Source organism: Anaerobiospirillum sp. NML120511 (assembly GCF_023050955.1).
GTDB lineage: Bacteria > Pseudomonadota > Gammaproteobacteria > Enterobacterales > Succinivibrionaceae > Anaerobiospirillum.
On record NZ_JALKIK010000023.1, the window covers coordinates 53,689 to 76,304 of the forward strand.

Consider the following 22,616-nt stretch of genomic DNA (forward strand, 5'->3'; position numbering starts at 1 on the left):
AGCATGATGTTGCAGAGGTCAGCCTCTGCCAGGGCAGCCACAACCATGTCATGACTGCCCGGAAACTTCCCTGAATACTTACAGGGAAGCGCGGCAATTAGTCTTTGCGAACCAGGTCAATGTTAATGCCTAGTGAGCGGATTTCACGCAGTAATACGTTGAAGGACTCAGGGATGCTGGCCTCCATCTTATATGCGCCGTCGACGATGTTCTTGTACATCTTGGTTCTGCCGTTTACGTCGTCTGACTTGACGGTCAGCATCTCACGCAGAGTATAGGCAGCACCGTAAGCCTCAAGGGCCCACACTTCCATTTCACCGAAGCGCTGACCACCGAACTGAGCCTTACCACCCAGTGGCTGCTGGGTAACCAGAGAGTAAGAACCGGTAGAACGTGCGTGCATCTTGTCATCCACGAGGTGGTTGAGCTTGAGCATGTACATGTAACCAACAGTTACCTTACGCTCGAAAGCACGGCCGGTAGTACCGTCAAACAGAGTCATCTGACCGGACTTAGGCAGGCCTGCCAGCTCAAGGAGCTCCTTGATGGACTCTTCAGAGGCGCCGTCGAATACAGGGGTGGCAACGGTCATACCGTCACGCAGGTTCTCAGCCAGTACATTTACTTCGTCATCAGACATGGAAGAAATGTCCACCTTCTGAGAGGTGTCACCCAGATCGTAGATCTTCTGTAAGGTGGCACGCAGCTCTTCCATGGCACGGTTCTCAACGATCATCCTGTCGATGAGCTGACCTATACCCTTGGCAGCAAGACCAAGGTGAACCTCAAGCACCTGACCGATGTTCATACGTGAAGGCACGCCCAGAGGGTTGAGCACGATATCTACTGGCATACCGTTCTCGTCAAATGGCATGTCCTCAATAGGGCAGATCTTGGAGATAACACCCTTGTTACCGTGACGACCGGCCATCTTGTCACCAGGCTGGATGCGGCGCTTAACAGCAAGGTATACCTTGACGATCTTCAGAACGCCTGGAGTGAGCTCATCACCGTCGGTTAACTTGTGACGGATTACGCTGAACTTCTCCTTGTACTCGGCACGGTATTCCTCAAGACGGTTGGCAATGTCTTCAAGCCAGCGGCTGGCCTGATCATCATCAACCTTCTGGCTGAAGATATCAGCATCGGTAAGCTTGTCTACCTGAGCACGGGTATAACCGTTCTTGACCAGAATGTTACGGGCCTGACCTAACAGACCTTCGGTCAGATAGGCAAACTCTTCGTCCAGATCCTTACGGGCCTTTGCCAGCTGCATCTCTTCGATTTCGCGGGCACGGGCATCCTTCTCAACACCTTCACGGGTGAATACCTGAACGTCAACTACAGTACCGGATACACCGTTAGGTACGCGGGTGGAGCTGTCCTTAACCTCGGAAGCCTTCTCACCGAAAATGGCGCGCAGCAGCTTCTCTTCAGGGGTCAGCTGGGTCTCACCCTTAGGGGTTACCTTACCTACCAGAATGTCACCGCCTACAACCTCGGCACCGACATAAACGATACCGCTCTCGTCGAGCTTGGATAAGGCTGCCTCACCTACGTTAGGGATATCAGCAGTGATTTCCTCAGGACCGAGCTTGGTATCACGGGCAATACAGGAAATTTCCTGAATGTGAATGGTAGTCAGACGATCCTTGGCAGCTACACGCTCAGAAACCAGGATGGAGTCTTCGTAGTTATAGCCGTTCCATGGCATGAAGGCGATACGCAGGTTCTGACCTAATGCCAGCTCACCAAGATCGGTGGAGCTGCCGTCAGCCAGTACGTCACCGGCCTGTACGCGCTCATTAATGCTTACGCATGGACGCTGGTTAATACAGGTGTTCTGGTTGGAACGGGTGTACTTGATCAGGTTGTAGATATCTACACCTGGATCGGCTACGCCCTGAACCTCATCCTCATTGACACGTACTACGATACGGTTACCGTCAACGTGCTCAATGGTACCGCCACGACGGGCAATAATGGCTACACCGGAGTCTACGGCTACGGCACGCTCCATACCGGTACCAACGAAAGGCTTTTCAGAACGCACTGTAGGTACGGCCTGACGCTGCATGTTGGCACCCATCAGAGCACGGTTAGCGTCGTCGTGCTCAAGGAACGGAATCAGAGCAGCAGCTACGGAAATAACCTGCTGAGGAGATACGTCCATGAACTGAACATCGCTGGCGCGACGTACTGTGGACTCGCCCTTGTAACGGCACTGTACGTACTCGTCGATGATGTTGCCATTCTCGTCGAGATCGGTATTGGCCTGAGCGATAACGTACTGACCCTCATCGATAGCTGAGAGGTACTCAAAGTCCTCAGATACGTGGTTGTTGTTTACACGACGGTATGGGGTCTCAAGGAAGCCATAGTCGTTGCAGCGGGCAAACACAGCCAGAGAGTTAATCAGACCGATGTTTGGACCTTCTGGAGTCTCAATTGGACATAAACGACCGTAGTGAGTTGGGTGTACGTCTCGAACTTCGAAGCCGGCACGCTCACGGGTCAGACCGCCAGGACCAAGGGCGGAGATACGGCGCTTGTGGGTAACCTCAGATAATGGATTGTTCTGATCCATGAACTGAGATAACTGAGAAGAACCGAAGAACTCCTTGATGGCAGCGGAAATTGGCTTGGCGTTGATCAGATCCTGTGGAGAAATGCTGTCGAGGTCGCCCAGAGACAGACGCTCCTTAACGGCGCGCTCAACACGTACCAGACCGATACGGAACTGGTTTTCAGCCATTTCACCAACGCTGCGGATACGACGGTTGCCCAGGTGGTCGATATCGTCAATGGTCTCTTTACCGTTACGGATACGTACCAGGTAACGCATGACCTTGATGATGTCGTTGTGGGACAGAGTACCGCGATACAGATCGTCCTGAAGCTTCTCCAGAACCAGCTTGGTGCCCTTGCCGGTAGTAACCTGGCCTGACAGCTGGGCAACATTGGTGGTGCGGCCCTGCAGGCGCTGCAGAGGGAGGATTACGCAGCGATCGAGATCGATGGCATCCTTGCCCTTGACAGCAATGTGTACATTCTTGAATACGAAGCGGTCAGCGGCCTTGACCATTGGGTCAGGATTGGCCTTGTAGAGCAGACCGTCGAGGAAATCGAGCAGCTTGTCAGCGCTGCGCTCAGGAGTGACATTAGGAATGCACTGAGCATCAGCCTGATCGAGGTTGTTGCGGATTACGGAAATCAGCTTAGGGTAGGCAATGTAAACATTGTCATTGACTACGTAGACACCGCTCTCCTCGCTGTTGAGAGCAAAGTTCTCATCAGCAAAGGCACGCTCCAGGGCGCTCTTGACACGACCTGACTCGACAAAGCGGGAGTCAAACTTCATACGGCCTACGGAAGACAGGTCATAGCGGACCTCGTCAAAGAACAGACCGTTGAACAGGCTTTCGGCAGCTTCGCTGGTTGGTGGCTCACCTGGACGCATCATCTTGTAGATTTCAAAGAGAGCGGCCATACGATCGTCCTCATCAGAGGTCAGATCGCGGGTAGCATCGCCACGCAGGGTATCAGCAATGAAGGCGCCTTCATCAACCTGAGAGGTGAAGAGGATTTCAAACTGCTTGAGACCAAGTGAGGCCAGCTGAGGCAGCTTGTCCTGAGTAATTTCGGTGTTGGCACCCAGAACAACCTTGCCGTCCTTGTCCATGTAGTCACGGGCCAGGATCTTGCCGATCAGATACTCGGCTGGAATCTCGATGAACTTGACACCGGCCTTGTTGAGCTCACGGATGTGACGGGCAGTAATCTTCTTGCCGGACTCAACCAGAACCTTGTCCTCAAGACGGATCTCAAAGGAGGCAGTCTCACCACGCAGTCTTTCCGGAACCAGTTCCATGTACAGCTTGCCATTCTTGATTTCAATGGCAACGGTATCAAAGAACATTTCCAGAATCTGCTCGGTGTTATAACCAAGAGCACGCAGTAACACAGTAGCAGGCAGCTTACGGCGACGGTCGATACGTACAAAGAGGTTGTCGCGGTGATCGAACTCGAAGTCCAGCCATGAACCACGGTAAGGGATGATACGGGCTGAGAACAGTACGCGGCCCGGATGAGTTTTACCCTTGTCGTTGTCAAAGAAGACACCTGGGGAACGGTGCAGCTGAGATACAACTACACGCTCGGTACCATTAATGATGAAGGTACCGTTATCAGTCATTAATGGGATTTCGCCCATGTAGACTTCCTGGTCGAACTTCTCCTTGACAGTCTTAGGAGCATCCTTCTCGTAGCGGATCAGAGACAGATTGACTCTGAGAGGAGCGGAGTAGGTATTACCACGAATCATGCATTCCTGCACGTTGAACTTAGGTGTACCTAACTTGAAGCTGTTGTAGCAGAGCTCGGCATTTCCCGAGTAGGACTTGATTGGGAAAACACTCTTAAAAGCAGCCACTAAACCATTTTCGTTAAGTGGATCAGAGCTGATGAATTGTTTAAAGGAATCAAGCTGAACGGCAAGAAGGTATGGAGTGTCGAGCACCTTGACTCTCTTACCAAAATCCTTACGGATACGCTTTTGCTCAGTATACGAGTAGACCATGGAATGGGGATCCTCAGGTTGATCTTTGTCGCGGTTGGCGGGCCGGTACTGCCACTGGCCCCGCCTGCTGCCGTCCGGCTGTCCTGGCAAACCAGGACCCGAACAGATAAGGCCATACCCCTGCCGACACCATAAGTGTCCGCAGGCTCAGCCTGTACGGGGAACCGGACGCGTAGCTAATCGAAACAGTCAGCTGAATGTATTAGGTTCTGCCCTGAGGGCACCACATAATCACAAACGCCGCTGTCCGGCGCATTACCATCTCAGATGGCTTTAAACTGCATAAAAATCAGTTTTACTGTCAGGCATCATCTGCTTTATATGCATCTGCTGCAAAAAGGCATCTTGCCCAGCATGTCTTTTCTCTATCTGCAGTTACACCGACAGCCGCATAAGCGGCCGCCTTATAATCTGCTGACTTGAAATCTGAATTACCTTTCTCATACGCACCGGCAATCCCAGGATACTAAGACCCTGTTAAAGATGGGCGGATATGATAATAAGGAGAATCTACCTGCATCACCCTGGCTTTCACATGCACCTGTACGTCGGATACAGACAGCATGGCAGCTGACATATGAAGCGGACATAAACCGGCCCTGTGGCGCAGTCTGGGGGGGTGATGTGCACAGCATGCTGTGCGGCGATGAACACAGATCTCTGACCGTCTCATGGGACAGTACTGCCCACAGGTGCGTGATGCAGCTGCGAACTGAGCCTCTGGCTGTAGATTAATGCTGGTCTTCAGGCATGGAACCGTCTTAAGAAGACCGGGGACCGACTGGTTGAAACCGTTAAACTCCAGACTTGCTGCCTCGTCAGGCCGCCCTAGAGACCGGGGAGGTTCTCAAGGATATCTGCAGTTCTTTACAGATTGAAATTCAGTTTAAGTGGTAAAAGATAGAAGTGGCCGTATGGCCTGCAGGACATTGCATGAGATATAGATGAGCTCTCTGCTTAATCAGGTCAGAGCTGACCCTGGCACTGTCCAGATGAGTGCTGATGTCTAAACTGTCATGGCAGTTGTTGCATCATCTTTATTTTAAGGCACCGAACCCGAGCCTCATAAAATGAGAGCTCGGGCTTAAATACGGCGGATTAAAATCCGCAGGCCCGGATCGATGCATCCGGACCGGAAGAGCAGCTGTTATTACTCGATAACAACAGTAGCGCCGGCCTCTTCGAAGGACTTCTTGAGGGCCTCAGCGTCTTCCTTGGAAACGCCTTCCTTGATCTTGGCTGGGGCAGACTCAACGAGGTCCTTGGCCTCCTTTAAGCCTAAGCCGGTAGCGCCACGAACAGCCTTAATAACGGCGATCTTGTTGGCACCAACGTCCTTTAAGGTTACGTCGAACTCGGTCTTCTCCTCAGCGGCAGCAGCACCACCGGCAGCTGGACCGGCAACAACGGCAGCAGCAGCGGAAACACCGAACTTCTCTTCCATTGCCTTAACGAGCTCAACAACTTCCATTACGCTCATTTCAGCAATTGCATTAATGATTTCATCCTTGGATAAAGCCATTTTAAAACTTCCTTTAAAAAATTCTGTAAAACTGGTGTCAGAAACTGATGTGACACCGCAAAAAAGCATTGGGGCATGGCCCCTTAAGGTGGGTCAGACTGAACTGATACTGCAGCTTGGCTGTCAGTGATATCAGGCAGCGCCACCCTCTGCGCCTAACTTGTCGCCTAAAGCAGCTAAAGTACGTACCAGCTTGCCAGCGGCGGCTTCCTTCATGGTAGCCATTAACTGAGCAACACCTTCCTCGTAGGTTGGTAAGGAAGCTAATACGTCGACGTCCTTGCCATCGTACAGCTGGCCTTCGAAAGCCAGAGCCTTGATGGAGAACTTGTCGTTCTGCTTGGCAAAATCCTTGAATAAGCGAGCAGCAGCACCTGGGTGCTCAAGAGATAAACCGATTAAGGTTGGGCCCTTGAACTGGTCCTTCATGCACTCAAACTCGGTGCCTTCAACGGCACGGGCAAGGAGGGTGTTACGAACAACGTGTAAGTAAACATTGTTCTCACGGGCTTCCTTGCGGAGCTTGGTCATCTGGGCTACTGGGATGCCACAAGAATCAGCGCAAACAGCTGATAATGCTTTCTTGGCAACTTCGCTAACATCAGCAACAATCTGCTTCTTGTCTTCGAGATTTAAAGCCATTTTTAGCAGTGACTCCTGGAAAGTCACAGTCTGAAAGGCCGCTCCATCCTGAATAAGATGTATTCAGAACACCAGCGGACAGACAAAACCATGACGGTTAGTCCCATTGCTGGGAATTTACCGGATATCAATTCTAAAGGAAGATTCCCATAGAGCTAATTTCCGCCTGCGCAGGATGATTAAGGATACTTCCCCCTGCGGTCTTTGGTGGGAGATAAGCTCCCGGCCAAAAACTGTAGTGCCAGTATCCAGGCACAATTCTGGCCCCGACAGGTCGGGCAAACCTGTACCCTGTCGGGGCGGGCTCAACTGCAGATACAGTCTGCAGCAGGCCTGAGCATCTTACAGCTTAATTAGCTGGCAGAACCGGAACGATCGGTCTTTAAGGTGCTCTTGTCAACGGTGATACCGCCACCCATAGTAGTGGAGATGGCAACCTTCTTGATGAAGGTACCCTTGGAGGTAGCTGGCTTGGCCTTGACGATAGCGCTTAATAAAGCGTTGAGGTTCTCGGTCAGCTGAGCTGGGGTGAAGTTGACCTTGCCGATGGAAGCCTGGATAACACCAGTCTTGTCGTTACGGTAACGAACCTGACCGGACTTGGCATTCTTAACAGCGGTAGCAACGTCCTGGGTTACGGTGCCAACCTTAGGGTTAGGCATTAAACCACGTGGACCGAGGATCTGACCTAACTGGCCTACAACACGCATGGCGTCTGGAGAGGCGATAACTACGTCAAAGTCAGACTTGCCCTGCTTGATCTCGTGAGCCAGCTCATCCATACCTACGAAGTCAGCACCGGCAGCCTTGGCCTGCTCGGCCTTCTCGCCCTGGGTGAAGACTACAACGCGAACAGTGCGGCCGGTACCGTTAGGTAATACAGTAGCACCACGGATGTTCTGGTCGGACTTGGTTGGGTCGATGCCCAGCTGAATGGCAACGTCAACAGACTCAACAAACTTGGCCTTGGCGGTCTTGATTAAGGTCTCAAAACCCTCGTTAACGTCGTACTCACGGTTGCGGTCGATGATGGAACGGATTTCCTTCATGCGCTTGGATAACTTTGCCATCTCTTACTCCTCGACCTGAATACCCATGGAACGGGCAGTGCCAGCGATAGTACGGGCAGAAGCTTCCAGATCTGCACCAGTCATGTCAGGCTCCTTGACCTTGGCGATCTCAAGGCACTGGGCCATGGTGATCTTACCGGCGATTTCCTTACCAGGCTTGTGAGAAGCGGTCTGGATGTTTAAGGCCTTCTTGATTAAGAAGGAAGCTGGTGGGGTCTTGGTGATGAAGGTGAAGGACTTGTCAGCGTAAACAGTAATTACTACTGGAACTGGAGCACCCTTCTCGAGCTTTGCAGTGTGGGCGTTGAAGGCCTTGCAGAACTCCATGATGTTAACACCATGCTGACCTAAGGCAGGACCAACTGGTGGAGCTGGATTGGCATTACCGGCGCCAACCTGCAGCTTGATATAGGCAGAAACTTTCTTTGCCATTTTTTAATAACTCTCTAATTGGGTATCGCGCGTCGCCGGCTGCCCGGCCGGGCTGCAGCAATGCTGCTGTGCCGTCGGCGCTTCCCTTATCCCCAGACCGTCAGGGCTGGCGGATTAATCAGGAAATCGTTCAGAACCATTCTGCATTGCATTCTCAAAAAATGAGATCTGCATCACAAAACAGTAAATCCTAAATATTCTACAGTATCCATTTTGTGAGATCAATAACTTTTATTAGCCTCTTTTTATAATTTTGTTAAGTTCTCACGACCCCGCCGCAGCCCCCACAACACCGCCTCTCAAACACGCCATCCAGCATTCCCGCCCAGCGCAGCATATATCCAGCGCAACACCCCCCATCCAGCACACGAAACAACACACGCCCCAGTCTGTTAATTGCTCCCGGCACCGGCATTTCCTGACAGCCCCTCACGACATAAATGACGCACGACCATGGCCCAGATAAAAGTAAAGGCCCGTTCACAGCAGCCGGACACCTCCAGCCAGTAAACGGACCTCTTAAAAGTGAGCCCTCAGGCCATGCTCATGCTCTGCCCATACCCGCCATGCCCAGCCATGCCCTTTCTGACTTAGCAGACCAGTAAGTCCTGTTGACCAGATGCCTGCACAGCGTGCCTCGACCTTACGGTGGCAGATGCCTGCTCAGCGTGCGCCGACCCTGCGTATGGGCTGATGCGCCTACAGCCAGTCTGGCAATTTGCTGTTCAGGGCAGGTACACCATCTGCCGTGGTAGCCCACTGCTCCCTTATGGAATTAAATGAGTCTTCTCCGCTGAAGAAATCAACCTGAACGTGGAAGTCGGCCTGCTCGCCTGGCCCCATCTCTTGCAGCATGCCCTGTCTGCGCATCAGATTACGGCCATCGCAGTGGCTGTTGCCCGGCTCCAGTCCCAAAGCGTAATCACGGTAGCCGCACTGCTTCCACTGAGTAAAGAAAGGCAGATTTTCAGGATCAAAGCTGACAGCCAGACCAAGATCGTGTTTAGGCTGGTAGACAGCAGCAATGGCACTACGCCCCTCATGCCCGGCAGCTGTAGTTCCCCTGAACGAATGGTAGTAGCAGCGCTCCTGGTAGTTGTGCTCTGGAGCTGTGATGACATTCCATCTGGCGGCATCACTGGCCGCAATCTCAGTACGGGGCTGATACGAAGTTGAATTAATAAACAGCATGGTGTCCTCATCAAGCAGCGGATAGCCCATATTCATGTGGTAGAGAATCATGACCGGACATACGGTCGAGCCCGTATTGGTCACCCTGTCCTCAATGGTAAGAAAACTGCGTTCCAGTCCAACAGTGAAGTGACGGCGCAGCACGGCCTTGTGATAGAAGATCTGCTCTACTCTGATAAGGGCCTCAATATGCAGGTTGCCATCTTCACCTGTCCACCAGTGCCAGCTCTCCACAGGTATATTGTCCAGATCGCCATGCAGACAGGTCTGTTCTCCGCCATCGGAACAAGCAACACCCACATTAAACAGACCACAGGTAGTAAGAAAACCTGCATGGAAGGAACGCAGAAATGACTGGTCACCACCACCGTGCTCATAGTATTCAGGGCGGCGCAGGCCTGATGCCGACATAAATGAGCAGTTAATACCCCGGTAAGACAGACGGGCAATGCCGCAGCCGCGATCGAGCAGCACAGTAAAGTTAAGACCAAGACCGTTCTTGACCTCAAGCACTCTCATACCATCGGCACGTCCACCGCACAGACGCTGCTCCTCAACCCCATAAAGCTGAAAAGGATGTCCACAATACGCAAGTCTGTCCATATCTCACCTGACACTTCCATACACCAAACCAAAACAACTCCCGTGACCATAACAGCCCCGGAGCCAGCCTGAGCGACCATGACGGGCACCTGCCCAGGCCCCGGATCAAAACTCCAGGAGGGTGTTCCGCCGCCCCATCAAAGGAAAAGCCGCACACCAGAGGAAAGTCTACTTACTTTCAGGGCCTCATTATGTGTAGAAACTCACACTTTACCGCTGCAAAATTGCAGAGCCAAAACCACCAACATCTGTCAGTCACTGCCCAAAGTATATGGCCGCCTGCTCAGCCCGCCCCGCCCGGCATCCCAGGCAGACCTTGCGCCCCGTCCGTCCCAGCTTCCCCGGCAGTCTGCGCGGCACAGCTCTTCTTGCAGGCTGCATTGCTCAACTGCAGAGAGGACAACAATCACAGCTGATGCCATATACAATATAGACAGCGTCAGTTAAGTCCGTGCCAGGCGAGAATCATTACCAGGCTGGTTGAGGCGCGTAACTGATGACAGGGCAGCCCCATCAGGCATGTACTTAAAGCAACTGAAGACCAATTATTGATCCAGGAGAAGGCCCATGATTCCACTGGCAAGAAGAGAAGCCATTCTGGCCAATTTGAAACAGGCCCCTTTTGTTTCCATTGCTGATCTTGCTTCACAGCTGGGAGTATCCCAGATGACCATACGAAGAGATTTGGGCAAGCTTGAGGCTGATGGCCTTGTAATGCAGGTAACAGGTGGAGTTCGCGCAACTAACAGACTGCATTGTGAGCCATCGCACGATGAAAAATCCCTGCTGTGCGGTATTCAGAAAGACAATATAGGTCGTGAAGCTGCAGGCATGATTCCTGAGAGCAGCTGTATTTATCTTGATGCCGGTACTACCTCTCTGGCTATGGCCAAATTCCTGTACCACCGCTCTGATTTGACAATAGTCACCAATGATCTGGTGGTTGCCCATAATCTGGCAGTTAACAGCGACAACACAGTCATTATGGTCGGCGGTCTTGTCAGAGCCCAGAACCTTTCAACTGTTGGTCATCTTGCGGTTAATACCCTGGATGGACTGTCACTTGATATGGCCTTTTTGTCAGCCTCGTCCTTTGACAGCCGGGGTATTACCACTCCTGATCCGGACAAGGTACCGGTAAAGCAGCATGTAGCCCGCATGGCAAGACAGCGCTACCTTATCTGCGACTCAAGCAAATACGGTCAGGTAGCAACCTATATAGCTGTACCGGCAGGTATGATTAACATGATCATTACTGATGCTGCTCTGAGCGATTCAGGGCGCAATGCCCTGCTCAAGGCCGGCTGCGACCTGATTATGGTGCCCTTCAACTGACCGTCCGGGCCGCCACTCAGTCCCTGCCGTCACAACCGGGCAGACGCCGCAGCTGACAGGTGCGCCAGCTGCAGCCGCTGATGCTGCAGTAGCAGCCGCAGCTGCTGCTGGCAGCACCACATTGCATAAAGAAAAAGCCAGGCTCGACCATTGCTGGTCTGCCTGGCTTTATTTTTTGCAGATGAGATAAGCTGTAAGACGCTTAATACTTCCGTATGTATTTTGTAAACTGACTTTGGGACTTTATATTATGGACGACTGCCAGCATGCAACCGCAATGTTTGGGGCGTTTTACCATATGGCAGCTCTGACGCTGACAGATGATGTCTCACACGAAGCCACTGCAGGTGACTCATACGGGGTCAAAGCTTTCTGTCAGTCAGAAGTGCGTCCTGCGGTAAACGGATTGGTTGCAAAGCTGAAGTAACCACGCTGACGCATCAGCTCACGGCGCAGCTGAGGGTGAGACTCAAACTTGTCGCGTCCGTGGAGCCAGAACCAGTTGTTGATAAGCAGGAACTGACCTACAGGTACAGGGAAGGAAAGCTTTGCAGGACTGTTTTCAAGGGAGTCACCCATGTCGGCAAGCCAGGTACCCTCTTCAAAGTCCTTTGGCTGAGCAAACTGATCGATGTAGAGCATTACAGGGCGGCCCTCGTTATCTACTTCAAAGACCGGATGATAAACAGGTGCTCTTACATTCTTGCTTGGAGGAGCAGACCACTTGATTGGACGGCGGGCCAGCGGATTGCTGAAGAAGCGGCCGAGGTCTTCCCAGTCATCCACGTGCAGCAGGGTTGAGTCGCCACCGACCATGTTCTGCTCGTCTATCTTATACATGAGCACATAATCTGTAGGCTCATTGACGTAGGTACCGTCATTGTGCAGCTCCAGAGGCTTGCGAGGCTGGCGCAGATAACTGTCAGAGTTGTCTGTGTTGACCACGGCCCAGCGGGCATAGAAGGTTCCGGTCATGGCATCGAAGTTGGAACGGCCGATAAGGTGAACAAAGGCCGTAGCAATCTTGACCATGTCATCGCCCTGCTCAGCTCTGCAAATACCCTGAGGGTTAACCAGCAGAGCTCCATGCTGACGATCTACCAGACTTTTCATCAGAACATCGCGCAGCTTGCCCTCACACAGATTGTTTAAAATCTGAGCGGCACGGAAACGCAGAAATGACTTGTACTCCAGAGCCTGAATTGGATAACGCTCCATCTCCTTGAGATAGGCAGCGACAACACTCTCTTTAAACTCTACCTGCAGCAGACGAGGTGAAATAGCTGACGGGGTGACGCTGAACTGTTCACACTGGAAAACTGGCTGAGACATAGACCCTCTCCTGGTAAATTTTCTGAGTTTTGAACTCACCAACTAAACTTTATTGAGCCTTTAATGCTCCCGGATCTCTTCAAACTGCAACTCATCATGTTGCTGATACAGGCAGGACTTCCTTATGTTCTGTCTGCTGAACTTTACATGTTTGACTGACTTAAGATTTCTGATTTAACTGACTGTCTGTTATGACTTGACCGGTACATATGCAGCTGGTAGCGGATGCATCTGGCGTCCGATGCTGCCGCTGGCAGCGCAACACGAACCCGTTCGAACAGGCGGATGATCCTGCCGCTGCCTGCGCAACACGAACCCGGTCAAACTGGCAGCCGATGCTGCCGCTGGCAGCGCAGCAGGCACCTGTTGATGCACTGCTCAATGTGCAGACGGCTCTGTCGCTGCATAAGCACGATGACGTGTATGCTGCACTGGCTGCAAGCTATACAGCCTGACTTGAGGACTGGGCAATCATTTCGTCTACCTGCTCAAGGATATGACGGCCAATAGGCAGGGCTGATGTTGCTGCCGGACTTGGAGCATTGCAGACATTAACGCTGCGTCTGGTCTTAACGAAGATAAAGTCCTCAATAAGCCTGCCATCGTTGCTCACTGCCTGAGCACGAACACCAGCCGGATAAGGCATGAGATCATCTTTTTTGATAACAGGGCAGTACTTGTTCACCAGCTTGAGATAGCCGCTTTTGAACAGCGAGTTCTTCATCTCGGAAAGACCGGCTCTGAAGTGGGTGCGCAATACCTTGCGTATGCCTGGGTGAGCGGCCATCTGAGCCATCTCAAGAAAGCACATGTCTGTCTTCTTATAGCCCTCACGAATAAAGGCCAGAACGGCATTTGGTCCTACAGTGACACTGCCGTCAATCATGCGGGTCAGATGTACACCAAGGAAAGGCATGGAAGGATCAGGCACAGGATAGATAAGGTGCTTGACCACCTGGTTGTACTTTGGCGCCAGACGGTAGTACTCACCACGGAAAGGACAGATAACAAAATCAGGTTCAATGCCTAACATTTTGACTACGCGATCTGACATCAGTCCTGGGCAGCTGATAAGGTAGCGGGCCGCAAAACGTCCTCTGGTGGTTTTTATCTGCACATGATCGGAATACTCACCAAGCTCAAATACCTCAGCCCCAAGACAGATCTTTCCGCCTTTCTCCTCAAAGCGTTTGCCCATTACCCTGGTAACTTCCCTGTAGCTGACAATGCCACTTGAAGGGAAATAGATTCCGCCCAGTCCCACAATATTGGGCTCACGTTCCCTGAGCTGCGCAGCATCCAGACGATAGCGCTCCAGACCGTTGGCTTCAGTGCGCGTCCACAGAGCCTCCATGCGCTCCATTTCCAGCTCGTTGGTGGCTACCAGCAGTTTGCCGCAGATGTCGTATTTGATACCGTTGTTGTCGCAGAACTCCCGGGTCAGCCTGTTGCCCTCATAGCAAAAGCGGGCCTTTAGAGTATTCGGGGTGTAATAGACTCCGGCGTGAATAACACCACTGTTATGTCCAGTCTGATGTTCGGCAAGGCCATTTTCTTTCTCCAGGACCACCACTGAAGCATCAGGCAGCTTTTCCTTGAGTTGCATGGCTACGGACATGCCAATAATGCCGCCACCTATAATTGCAAAATCGTACACTTGAGATTCCTTTGTTATGTCCTGCACATACTGAGACAGGACAGTAATTCACCGCATATTAATGGCTGTCATGCAGGCCCGTGTATGACCTGAAGCTCTGGCCATGACAGCTGTGCTGTCATGGCCCTTCTGTCAGCCCGGCAAGGCCCGCAGGACCGGCATCGCCGGCGGTCTGTCCGGCAAGGGCAGCTGTATCGGCATCGCCGGCGGCCGGTCTGGCAGCCTTTGTTGTGACCTCCTGCGTTTATCAGCCACGCTGGAGTTCAAGCTCGGTCTTCTTTGGAATGTTGATGGCTACAAAGAAGCATGCAACGAGGAAAACCATGATGTAGACAAAGTAAGCCCATTCCGGTATGCCCAGGGTTGCAATCTGCTCCTGGCCGTCAACTACTTCAGTTCCGTATGGGCCACCCTGCTTAAACCACAGAGCCACACTTGGAACGGTACCGCCAAACATGGCAACACCAATGGCATATGGGAATGAGGTACCCAGAGCTCTGACCTTTTCAGGGAAGAGCGTAGCTTTGGCTACACCTGAAATTGAGGTGTAGAAGCCGGTAACAATAAGACCGATGCAGGCAAGAGCAAAGGCGATAAACGGACTGTTCCAGCCGGCAGGTCCTGCGTTGATAATGCCGCTCATCAGAGGGAACACTGTGATAAAACCAACTGCCGAGAAAATAGCCAGCATCTTTCTTACGCCTATGCGGTCACCCAGCATACCCATGAATGGCTGAATAAACATGCCAAAAGCAAGTAACAGCAAGGACAGGAAGCGGGCGGTCTGAGAGTCAAATCCGGCGCTCTTTTCAAGGAAGGTGTTCATATAGGCAGTGAAGTTGTAGTAGCACATGGAGCCGGTAGCACTTAAGCCAAATACCAGCAGACAGTACTTTCTGTACTCCCACAGGGTCTTGAGAGTACCTTTGCTCTCATCCTCAACATTAAGTTCCTGAGCGCTCTCATGCATCTTGCGGCGCAGGAAAATAGATCCCAGAGCAAGAATACCGGCAAAGACAAAGAGATAACGCCATGCATAATCCTTCATGTTCTGCTCGCCAAATATTTCAACTGCGCCCCATACACAGGCCAGAGCAGCAAACTGGGCAGCAATAAGAGTTACATACTGTAAGGACGAGAAGAAACCACGGTTACCAGGGGTAGACATCTCAGAAATATAAGTAGCAACAAGGCCTCCCTCACCGCCTACGGAAATACCCTGAATCATGCGCACCAGAGTCAGAAGCAGCAGCGCCCATGCGCCTATGGACTCCTGAGATGGAATGGCGGCAATCATGAAATTGCCCAGAGACATCATGATGATGGCATAAATCATGGTCTTCTGACGTCCTATGCGATCAGCCATGGAACCAAATACCAGACTGCCTATAGGGCGCATAAAGAAGCCAATGGAGAACACACCAAAGGTAATGATAAGGCCCATGATGTCATCACTGGTCTGAGTGAAGTGATGGGTAAAGTATTTGGCAAGTGAGATGTAGATATAGAAATCAAACCACTCCACAAAGTTACCGGAGCTTGCCGCCAGAATCGACTTGACGCGATCTGAGGTGCTTAGGGTTACAGTCTCAGTTCTCACTGTCGTCTCCTTAATGTTTCCTGTTCATTTAACAGACAAGTACCGTCTGACCGCATCAACAGAAGCACAAAACTGCGGACAGACGCGGCAGTACTCAAGGTACTGCACTGTTAAAAGTGTTCCGGTGCAAACGCTAAAAACACCGGGCTCATACCTCAGTTTGCTGACAGAAATCTGTACCTCTTATGGATACAAGCGCAGGGCTACAGCCCCATAACACCGGCTGTAATCGGGTACAGACTGAATATTTGCAAAGTACAAGGCAGGCAAATTCAAACCATGAAAAACATGACTTAAGAATAGGCAAAGGAATACAGACGGGCAAACACAAATTTTGAGCTGCATCACGTAAAAACCGCTTTTGTACCTTATTTGGCGTATGGCCGTGAGTCTGATCACATGAGTGCACTGTTTGGAAAAGGAGGTGTTTTATCACGGTATATGTGAGTAATTTTTTCGCGCCACAGCACCAGTACAAAAGCGATAAATAAGCGGTTTTTCACTAAAACCTCCAAATACTGCACAAGGAGCATGCGCTGGACATGGTACTTTACATGGCAGGTCACTAAGACTTTTGACTGGATAAGAGTGCTGTAGCGTGTGGAGATAGCGTCCTTGAGGTATTTTTGGAAGGGTTTACCGGTATTTCTCGGTGAAAATGCGGGGCACGCCTTGTTTTGGAGCAATACCGGCTTTTCAATAATTTTTACTGATACCGTTTGACAGCCATGTGCGCAGCACACATGACCGGAGTCGCAAAAATAAGAGCACATGGTCAAAATACTGCAGTTTCAGCAGTAAATAAGGGCACAGTCTCAGCAAGCAACGCCAATATTGCGCAGCTTCTCACCACACAAAACTCATTACCTGCCTGCAGCAGCCTGCAACAACAGTCTAAAACCCCGCCTGCAGCGGCAGCTGAGGCTACATATGGGGCTGCGGCTGCGGGTGCGGCTGAGGCTGCAGCAATGCCCACTTTAAATCAGCCTGATGCAGCCCATCACCCCATACAGCATGCTCCGCATGTTCAGTAGAACAGTCCCCCACGAAATAAGACGTGCACATACATATCAGAGCTGCGCAACTGAGCAGCACAACTGAGCAGCACAACCGGGCTGCATAACCGAGCTGCATAACCGGGCAGCACAACCGGGCTGCATAACCGAACCGCACAACATGTATGTTATTACATAAGGATTTATAAAGCATTACTGCGTGTGGTTATTCAGGCAATGCAAGTTTATGGAGCTGCAATAATCACTTGTATTTTGTTCATGCCAGGTAACAGTAGTTATTTTGAATGGTCAGGTACTGACGGTACCCGTCAGATTATCACTCGCATGCAAAACACTTTACAAAATATTATCAGACGCATCAGGCCCTCAAAAGACCGGAACGTAAACTGCTGGTCTGACTGCATGGATTTATTGTTTTGCAGATTCGATTCGATTAGATTAGCTGCACTGCTGATAATACTTTCATATTTGTTTTGTAAAGTGTATTACTGTAGAAGTGCTGTGAGTGCAGAAAAGTAATGTGATGACGGTTGCATAAGACGCAATACAGGGTGATATCTGTCTTGAAAATATGCCTTGTTGGTTTATCGCTGCCACGGCCGGTCTTAAGGTACTCTGATTGTCGGCACATGATGAAGACCGACTCATCTATATAGCCGTTCTCAGTTCTGTAAGATTGCAGAACAGATCCATCATGAGCTTACCGTCTACATGTGCGTGACCGATGTCATCGACAATCAGCAGCTTACTGTAGTAAAGCGGCTGTGCCGAGCTCGGACTGGTCCCATAACGCTGCCGGATCAGCTGCAGTTTGGAATACAAATCCCTGGCATTAATGAATAAGATAGAGTATCCTTAGTAAATGGCAGTTCTACCAGATTCAATGGCCAGCAGGGTTTTTCCAAGACCAGGAGGCCCCTGCAGTACTACACTATAGCCCTGGTTAATCCAGTCGCCTTGTGCCAGTAGCTTCACAAGTTCAATATCGGTACAGCAATCATTAGAATTGAACCCGGATGCCGCAAAGCCTTTTGGCAGACCTGCCTTATTAAACCTGTCTACTATGCCATGGCAACAGGCCCCCCCCCTATTCTTTTGTACAGGAAGCCTGATTAGTCAATCGGCCCTCTCCCTCCCAATACCCCTCTTTGATTTCCCCGACATTCAGCTTTTAACGATGCACTCAGCGGCCGCCAAACGGCTGCAAATATCGAATCTTCCCCGTCAAGGCACGCCCCCTTACTAAGCAGATCTTGCTCAGCAGTTTCGACATACCCAGCAGAACCTCAAAGCATGACAGCGTGCAAAGTGGCTGTTAAAGGTATATGACTGAAAATGTCAAAGGCTGTAATCCTGCTTCACTAAAGCGATAGAAGGTAACAGGATTTGTGATTAGAAAGGAAATGGAAGTGAAGATGTAAGCTGGGAAATATGCAGGACAGCAGAGTCTGAGTTGCGCGCTGCCATTCTGGAAGAATAGATGGCAATGGCTGGATGAGGAGTGGCAAGGCTGGATGAGGAGTGGGTAAGATTGAATGAAGCGAGGGTAAGGCTGAATGAAGCGTGGGTAAGGCTGAATGAAGCGAGGGAAATGGCTGTCTGCCTGTGATGCAGACACTATTCTGCTGAAGCGCAGCGTATGAGGAGCATGGCAAAATGCCTGTGCAGTAGGGAAATGATCTGGGCGGTGATGCGGGGAACGAAGCTGACCTGAGGCCTGAAAAGGTCATTGTGCTGTGGTGCACTTGCGGAGCTCTGAAGAAAATTCAGGGCTGAACTGCTCAGTGGCACATTGCACTCATCTGCAAATAAGCATAAAAAAGGATGACTCCGATAAGGGGTCATCCTTTTTTACAGTGAAAGAAAGTCACAGCCTGGGGTAATGCCGGAACCTGCCGGTTCAGCCCAAGGCAATACGGAGCTTACTCCGTATAATCTTAGACTTCCTTTTCTACCTGGCCAAATTCGAGCTCTACAGGGGTAGCGCGGCCGAAAATGGCAATGGAAACAGTCAGGCGGCTCTTTTCGTAGTCAACGCTCTCAACGGTACCGGAGAAGTCCTTAAAGGCGCCTTCGGTAGCACGAACCTGCTCGCCAACCTCAAAGAGGGTCTTAGGACGTGGAGCCTCAGAGGTCTCTCTTAAGCGGTTGAGAATACGCTCGGCCTCAATTTTGGAGATTGGCAGAGGACGCTCTGGAGTGCCGCCGATGAAGCCCAGCACGCGCTCGGTGTGCTTAACCAGCTGCCATGAATCAGAGGTCATCTTCATCTCGACCATGACATAGCCTGGGAAGAACTTGCGTTCACTGTCACGGCGCTTGCCGTCCTTGATATCCTTAACCTTCTCGCGTGGTACCAGGATCTCACCAAAGTAGTCTTCCATCTGGTGAATCTTGATACGCTCTGCCAGAGTCTGGGCAACGCGCTGCTCGTAGCCGGAGAAAGCCTGGATAAAGTACCAGCGCATTTCAACTTCGCTTGGATCCATTGGCTCAAGCTTCTTGACCGGACCCTTTAAGTTGATGGCAGCCTTCTTCTTGTCACGGGCAGTCTTCTTATCTTTTTCAACCTTGCTCTGCTCTTCTTCAGCAGCGGCGGTCTCTTCGGCAGATAAGAATGGGGCGTCGGAGGAAGCCTCGTCATCAGATAAGAAAGGAGCATCATCAGCAGCTGCAGCATTCTGCTCTACAGCCTGCATCTGCTCATTTGCCTGCTCAGCGGCCTGCTCTTCAACCTTGTTTTCTAAATCGGACATCTGAGATTACCCTGTAAATTTAGACTGTAATTAAGCGCACTATCTGTAAGAAAGCCAGATCACAGACGTACAAGAACAGACTTACGGCAACTACGGCAACGAATACGATTGCAGTGGTCTGCATGGCCTCATTACGGGCCGGCCACACTACCTTGCGCAGCTCGGTGTAGGAGTCACGGCCGAAGGTCAGAAGCTTTCTGCCCTTTTCAGTAAAGAGAGTTACGGCAAGACCGGCCAGAATGGTAACGATCACAATGGCTACACGGCCCAGACGCTCAAGGGAGCCCTCATCGAGCATAACGTATCTGGTGTAGTAGTAGTTACCACCAATAGCGGCTACCAGCAGAGCTAAGGAGACGAACCATAAGAACATGTCCTTGCCACGGGAGCCGGTTTCAACCTGCCTGGCCTTCTTAGTGTCGACCTTCTTAACCTCATTCTTTTTGGCTTCGGCTACTTTAAGATCGGTCTTTTTGTTCTTTGCAGCAGCATTTGCTGTCTTGTCTTTTTTGGTAACAGCGCCACCTGGCTGCTTACCATTCTTAGTTTCGCTCATCTGAAAATTCCTGACGGAAACGTCATAACTGGTCGCCTGTCCGGCCTTTTATCTCAATGACCTCCTGGCAGTCATGCCCAAACGCTGTGAGTCTGAGTGACTGAACCCGGGCCGGCAGAGGTGAAAGATCAATCTTCCAAAGCCCTAAAAAATACCTGATCCCATACCAATAGTCAACCTGAAAGGGCAATTTGGCGGGCTTTTTCATGCTGATTTCAGCCTTTGGGTCCGCTGTAAGGCAAAGTGAAAACAGGACATATCAGGGGCGGAAAATTCATGGCCATAAGGCGATAAAAAAACCGCAGTATCAGATGATAACTGCGGCTTTTTTCAGTCAGTCAAAGCTGACTGGAGCATTCATTACCTGAGGTAACAATTACTCGATGATGCTGCCTACAACACCGGCGCCTACGGTACGGCCACCCTCACGGATAGCGAAGCGCTCACCAGCGGCCATGGCTACTGGGTGGATTAAGGTAACGGTCATCTTGGTGTTGTCACCTGGCATAACCATCTCTACACCCTCGCCCAGGTCGATAGAACCGGTGATGTCGGTGGTGCGGAAGAAGAACTGTGGACGGTAGCCCTTGAAGAATGGGGTGTGACGGCCGCCCTCATCCTTGGACAGAACGTATACTTCACCGTCGAACTTGGTGTGTGGGGTGATGGAACCTGGAGCAGCCAGAACCTGACCACGCTCTACGTCCTCACGCTTGGTGCCACGTAATAAAACACCAACGTTGTCGCCAGCCTGACCCTGGTCTAACAGCTTGCGGAACATTTCAACACCGGTAACAACGGTCTTGGTGGTCTCACGGATACCAACGATTTCAACTTCGTCAGATACACGAACGATACCACGCTCTACACGACCGGTAACTACAGTACCACGACCGGAGATGGAGAATACGTCTTCGATTGGTAATAAGAATGGGTGATCGATGTCACGCTTTGGCTCTGGGATGTAGGTGTCTAAAGCATTAGCAAGCTCAAGGATCTTGGCAACCCACTGCTCTTCACCGTTTAAGGCGCCTAAAGCGGAACCACGGATAACTGGGGTGTCGTCGCCTGGGAACTTGTACTCGGAGAGCAGCTCACGAACGTCCATCTCAACCAGGTCGAGTAACTCTTCGTCGTCAACCATGTCGCACTTGTTTAAGAATACGACGATGTATGGAACGCCTACCTGACGAGCTAACAGGATGTGCTCACGGGTCTGTGGCATTGGGCCGTCGGTAGCGGCACAAACTAAGATAGCGCCGTCCATCTGAGCAGCACCGGTAATCATGTTCTTAACGTAGTCGGCGTGGCCTGGGCAGTCTACGTGAGCGTAGTGACGGAGCTCGGTGTCGTACTCAACGTGAGAGGAGTTAATGGTAATACCACGGGCCTTCTCTTCTGGAGCGTTATCGATCTGGTCGAAAGCTCTTACTTCACCACCGAACTTCTCAGCGAGAACCTTGGTTAAAGCAGCGGTTAAAGTGGTCTTGCCGTGGTCAACGTGACCGATGGTGCCTACGTTTACGTGTGGCTTAGAACGGACAAACTTCTCTTTTGCCATTTTTTAATTCCTGAAAACCAAATCGGAGTGCTCACAGATATAGGATGGAGCGGGCAGCGGGAATCGAACCCGTATCACAAGCTTGGAAGGCTTGGGTAATAACCATTATACGATGCCCGCACTGATTATCTGTGCTAGACAAAAAGCCCTCGTCTTAAAGCAGACTGATGAGTTATGAAAGTTTAAGAAGATGGGATTTTGTATTTATCTAAGAATTAGATAGGGAGGTTGTCGTGATGACATAAAGACGGGAGAAAGATGGTGGAGGGGGAAGGATTCGAACCTTCGAAGGCAGAGCCGGCAGATTTACAGTCTGATCCCTTTGGCCACTCGGGAACCCCTCCGAGCCATTTTGGTATCCCGTATTGCTCGGGACAACCGCGCTTTCTTTTCGTTAGCGTCAGAAAGCGATGCCTATTTTACGTATCGCCCCATACCTTGGCAAGCGTTTTTTCAAAAAATTTTTGAATTTTTTAACACTTTTTTCAGAAATTGCTTATTTATGCGCTTTCTAAAAGCAAAAATCTGCAACTTATTTTGCCCCGTGACAGCGTTTCCACCCCGCAACAGCCCGACATGGCGTCCGTAACCCCACTCCGGCATGCACCTCAGACACAGTTTTTTAATCTTAATCTGTCCTTAACCCCCTGTTTACCTCCCCATACCTGCAAATTTTTACGCATGAAATTTCCACAGTGAGATCTGCGTCGCCCCAAAATCAATTTTTTACCAAAACTCCCCACCCCGCTTAACCACCTCATTAC

15 protein-coding genes and 2 tRNA genes are annotated in these 22,616 nt (G+C 51.0%); 2 read left to right on the forward strand and 15 right to left on the reverse strand.

The features are described from left to right. Nucleotides 1-97: 97 nt before the first annotated feature. The 6 genes from rpoB to MXE39_RS07835 form a co-directional block, all read right to left on the reverse strand. On the reverse strand, nucleotides 98-4,579 hold the full coding sequence (rpoB, locus tag MXE39_RS07810) for a DNA-directed RNA polymerase subunit beta (RefSeq protein WP_246978786.1): 4,482 nt from the start codon (nucleotides 4,577-4,579) through the stop codon (nucleotides 98-100). A gap of 1,150 nt (nucleotides 4,580-5,729) precedes the next feature. Beyond that, entirely contained in the window at nucleotides 5,730-6,101 is a 372-nt protein-coding gene (gene rplL / locus MXE39_RS07815; RefSeq protein ID WP_246978787.1) for a 50S ribosomal protein L7/L12, read from the reverse strand. Between the two features lie 132 nt (nucleotides 6,102-6,233). After that, nucleotides 6,234-6,743, reverse strand: a complete 510-nt coding sequence (gene rplJ / locus MXE39_RS07820; protein ID WP_246978788.1) for a 50S ribosomal protein L10 — start codon at nucleotides 6,741-6,743, stop codon at nucleotides 6,234-6,236. A gap of 353 nt (nucleotides 6,744-7,096) precedes the next feature. Further along, nucleotides 7,097-7,813, reverse strand: a complete 717-nt coding sequence (rplA, locus tag MXE39_RS07825) for a 50S ribosomal protein L1 (RefSeq protein ID WP_246978789.1) — start codon at nucleotides 7,811-7,813, stop codon at nucleotides 7,097-7,099. 3 nt (nucleotides 7,814-7,816) lie between these two features. Continuing rightward, the gene (rplK, locus tag MXE39_RS07830; RefSeq protein ID WP_246978790.1) at nucleotides 7,817-8,245 is read right to left on the reverse strand and encodes a 50S ribosomal protein L11; all 429 of its coding nucleotides are present in this window, start codon (nucleotides 8,243-8,245) and stop codon (nucleotides 7,817-7,819) included. Nucleotides 8,246-8,944: 699 nt separating this feature from the next. Then, nucleotides 8,945-10,039, reverse strand: coding sequence for a DUF4432 family protein (locus MXE39_RS07835; protein ID WP_246978791.1), 1,095 nt, complete (start codon nucleotides 10,037-10,039; stop codon nucleotides 8,945-8,947). 567 nt (nucleotides 10,040-10,606) lie between these two features. Here MXE39_RS07835 and MXE39_RS07840 point away from each other — a divergent pair. Continuing rightward, complete coding sequence (locus MXE39_RS07840; protein WP_246978792.1) at nucleotides 10,607-11,374, forward strand: DeoR/GlpR family DNA-binding transcription regulator; 768 nt, start codon at nucleotides 10,607-10,609, stop codon at nucleotides 11,372-11,374. Nucleotides 11,375-11,749: 375 nt separating this feature from the next. Here the strand turns inward: MXE39_RS07840 and glaH are convergent, their stop codons facing one another. Further along, the gene (glaH, locus tag MXE39_RS07845; protein ID WP_246978793.1) at nucleotides 11,750-12,706 is read right to left on the reverse strand and encodes a glutarate dioxygenase GlaH; all 957 of its coding nucleotides are present in this window, start codon (nucleotides 12,704-12,706) and stop codon (nucleotides 11,750-11,752) included. Between the two features lie 209 nt (nucleotides 12,707-12,915). On the opposite strand from glaH, the gene MXE39_RS07850 reads away from it, so the two are divergent. Continuing rightward, a complete protein-coding gene (locus MXE39_RS07850) occupies nucleotides 12,916-13,161 on the forward strand; it encodes a hypothetical protein (protein WP_247073921.1) in 246 nt (81 codons plus the stop codon). Here MXE39_RS07850 and lhgO read toward each other — a convergent pair. The 8 genes from lhgO to MXE39_RS07890 all read right to left on the reverse strand — a co-directional run bounded on the left by lhgO (nucleotide 13,149) and on the right by MXE39_RS07890 (nucleotide 22,196). Then, nucleotides 13,149-14,363 carry an L-2-hydroxyglutarate oxidase gene (lhgO, locus tag MXE39_RS07855; RefSeq protein ID WP_246978794.1) on the reverse strand — a complete coding sequence of 405 codons (1,215 nt, stop codon included), beginning with the start codon at nucleotides 14,361-14,363 and terminating at the stop codon, nucleotides 13,149-13,151. The genes MXE39_RS07850 and lhgO overlap by 13 nt on opposite strands. Before the next feature lie 247 nt (nucleotides 14,364-14,610). Beyond that, nucleotides 14,611-15,963, reverse strand: a complete 1,353-nt coding sequence (locus tag MXE39_RS07860; RefSeq protein ID WP_246978795.1) for an MFS transporter — start codon at nucleotides 15,961-15,963, stop codon at nucleotides 14,611-14,613. Between the two features lie 395 nt (nucleotides 15,964-16,358). Further along, nucleotides 16,359-16,736, reverse strand: a complete 378-nt coding sequence (locus tag MXE39_RS07865; RefSeq protein ID WP_247073923.1) for a hypothetical protein — start codon at nucleotides 16,734-16,736, stop codon at nucleotides 16,359-16,361. A gap of 2,180 nt (nucleotides 16,737-18,916) precedes the next feature. Beyond that, nucleotides 18,917-19,468: a transcription termination/antitermination protein NusG gene (gene nusG / locus MXE39_RS07870; protein WP_246978799.1), complete on the reverse strand. Its 552-nt coding sequence runs from the start codon at nucleotides 19,466-19,468 to the stop codon at nucleotides 18,917-18,919. 286 nt (nucleotides 19,469-19,754) lie between these two features. Then, nucleotides 19,755-20,291 carry a preprotein translocase subunit SecE gene (gene secE, locus MXE39_RS07875; RefSeq protein ID WP_246978796.1) on the reverse strand — a complete coding sequence of 179 codons (537 nt, stop codon included), beginning with the start codon at nucleotides 20,289-20,291 and terminating at the stop codon, nucleotides 19,755-19,757. A gap of 376 nt (nucleotides 20,292-20,667) precedes the next feature. Further along, a complete protein-coding gene (gene tuf, locus MXE39_RS07880) occupies nucleotides 20,668-21,852 on the reverse strand; it encodes an elongation factor Tu (RefSeq protein ID WP_247073915.1) in 1,185 nt (394 codons plus the stop codon). A 45-nt stretch (nucleotides 21,853-21,897) separates the two neighbouring features. Next, nucleotides 21,898-21,972: transfer RNA gene (locus MXE39_RS07885), tRNA-Gly, on the reverse strand. 139 nt (nucleotides 21,973-22,111) lie between these two features. Next, nucleotides 22,112-22,196, reverse strand: a tRNA-Tyr gene (locus MXE39_RS07890). Between the last annotated feature and the right edge of the window lie 420 nt (nucleotides 22,197-22,616).

What these genes read in the sequence shown, in the direction of transcription:
- MXE39_RS07865 (WP_247073923.1), bottom strand. Translation starts at nt 16,736, where the DNA reads ATGTGCTCTTATTTTTGCGACTCCGGTCATGTGTGCTGCGCACATGGC.
- rplK (WP_246978790.1), bottom strand. Translation starts at nt 8,245, where the DNA reads ATGGCAAAGAAAGTTTCTGCCTATATCAAGCTGCAGGTTGGCGCCGGT.
- nusG (WP_246978799.1), bottom strand. Translation starts at nt 19,468, where the DNA reads ATGGATCCAAGCGAAGTTGAAATGCGCTGGTACTTTATCCAGGCTTTC.
- MXE39_RS07850 (WP_247073921.1), top strand. Translation starts at nt 12,916, where the DNA reads ATGCAGCTGGTAGCGGATGCATCTGGCGTCCGATGCTGCCGCTGGCAG.
- MXE39_RS07840 (WP_246978792.1), top strand. Translation starts at nt 10,607, where the DNA reads ATGATTCCACTGGCAAGAAGAGAAGCCATTCTGGCCAATTTGAAACAG.
- secE (WP_246978796.1), bottom strand. Translation starts at nt 20,291, where the DNA reads ATGAGCGAAACTAAGAATGGTAAGCAGCCAGGTGGCGCTGTTACCAAA.
- tuf (WP_247073915.1), bottom strand. Translation starts at nt 21,852, where the DNA reads ATGGCAAAAGAGAAGTTTGTCCGTTCTAAGCCACACGTAAACGTAGGC.
- rplA (WP_246978789.1), bottom strand. Translation starts at nt 7,813, where the DNA reads ATGGCAAAGTTATCCAAGCGCATGAAGGAAATCCGTTCCATCATCGAC.
- rplL (WP_246978787.1), bottom strand. Translation starts at nt 6,101, where the DNA reads ATGGCTTTATCCAAGGATGAAATCATTAATGCAATTGCTGAAATGAGC.
- glaH (WP_246978793.1), bottom strand. Translation starts at nt 12,706, where the DNA reads ATGTCTCAGCCAGTTTTCCAGTGTGAACAGTTCAGCGTCACCCCGTCA.
- MXE39_RS07835 (WP_246978791.1), bottom strand. Translation starts at nt 10,039, where the DNA reads ATGGACAGACTTGCGTATTGTGGACATCCTTTTCAGCTTTATGGGGTT.
- rplJ (WP_246978788.1), bottom strand. Translation starts at nt 6,743, where the DNA reads ATGGCTTTAAATCTCGAAGACAAGAAGCAGATTGTTGCTGATGTTAGC.
- rpoB (WP_246978786.1), bottom strand. Translation starts at nt 4,579, where the DNA reads ATGGTCTACTCGTATACTGAGCAAAAGCGTATCCGTAAGGATTTTGGT.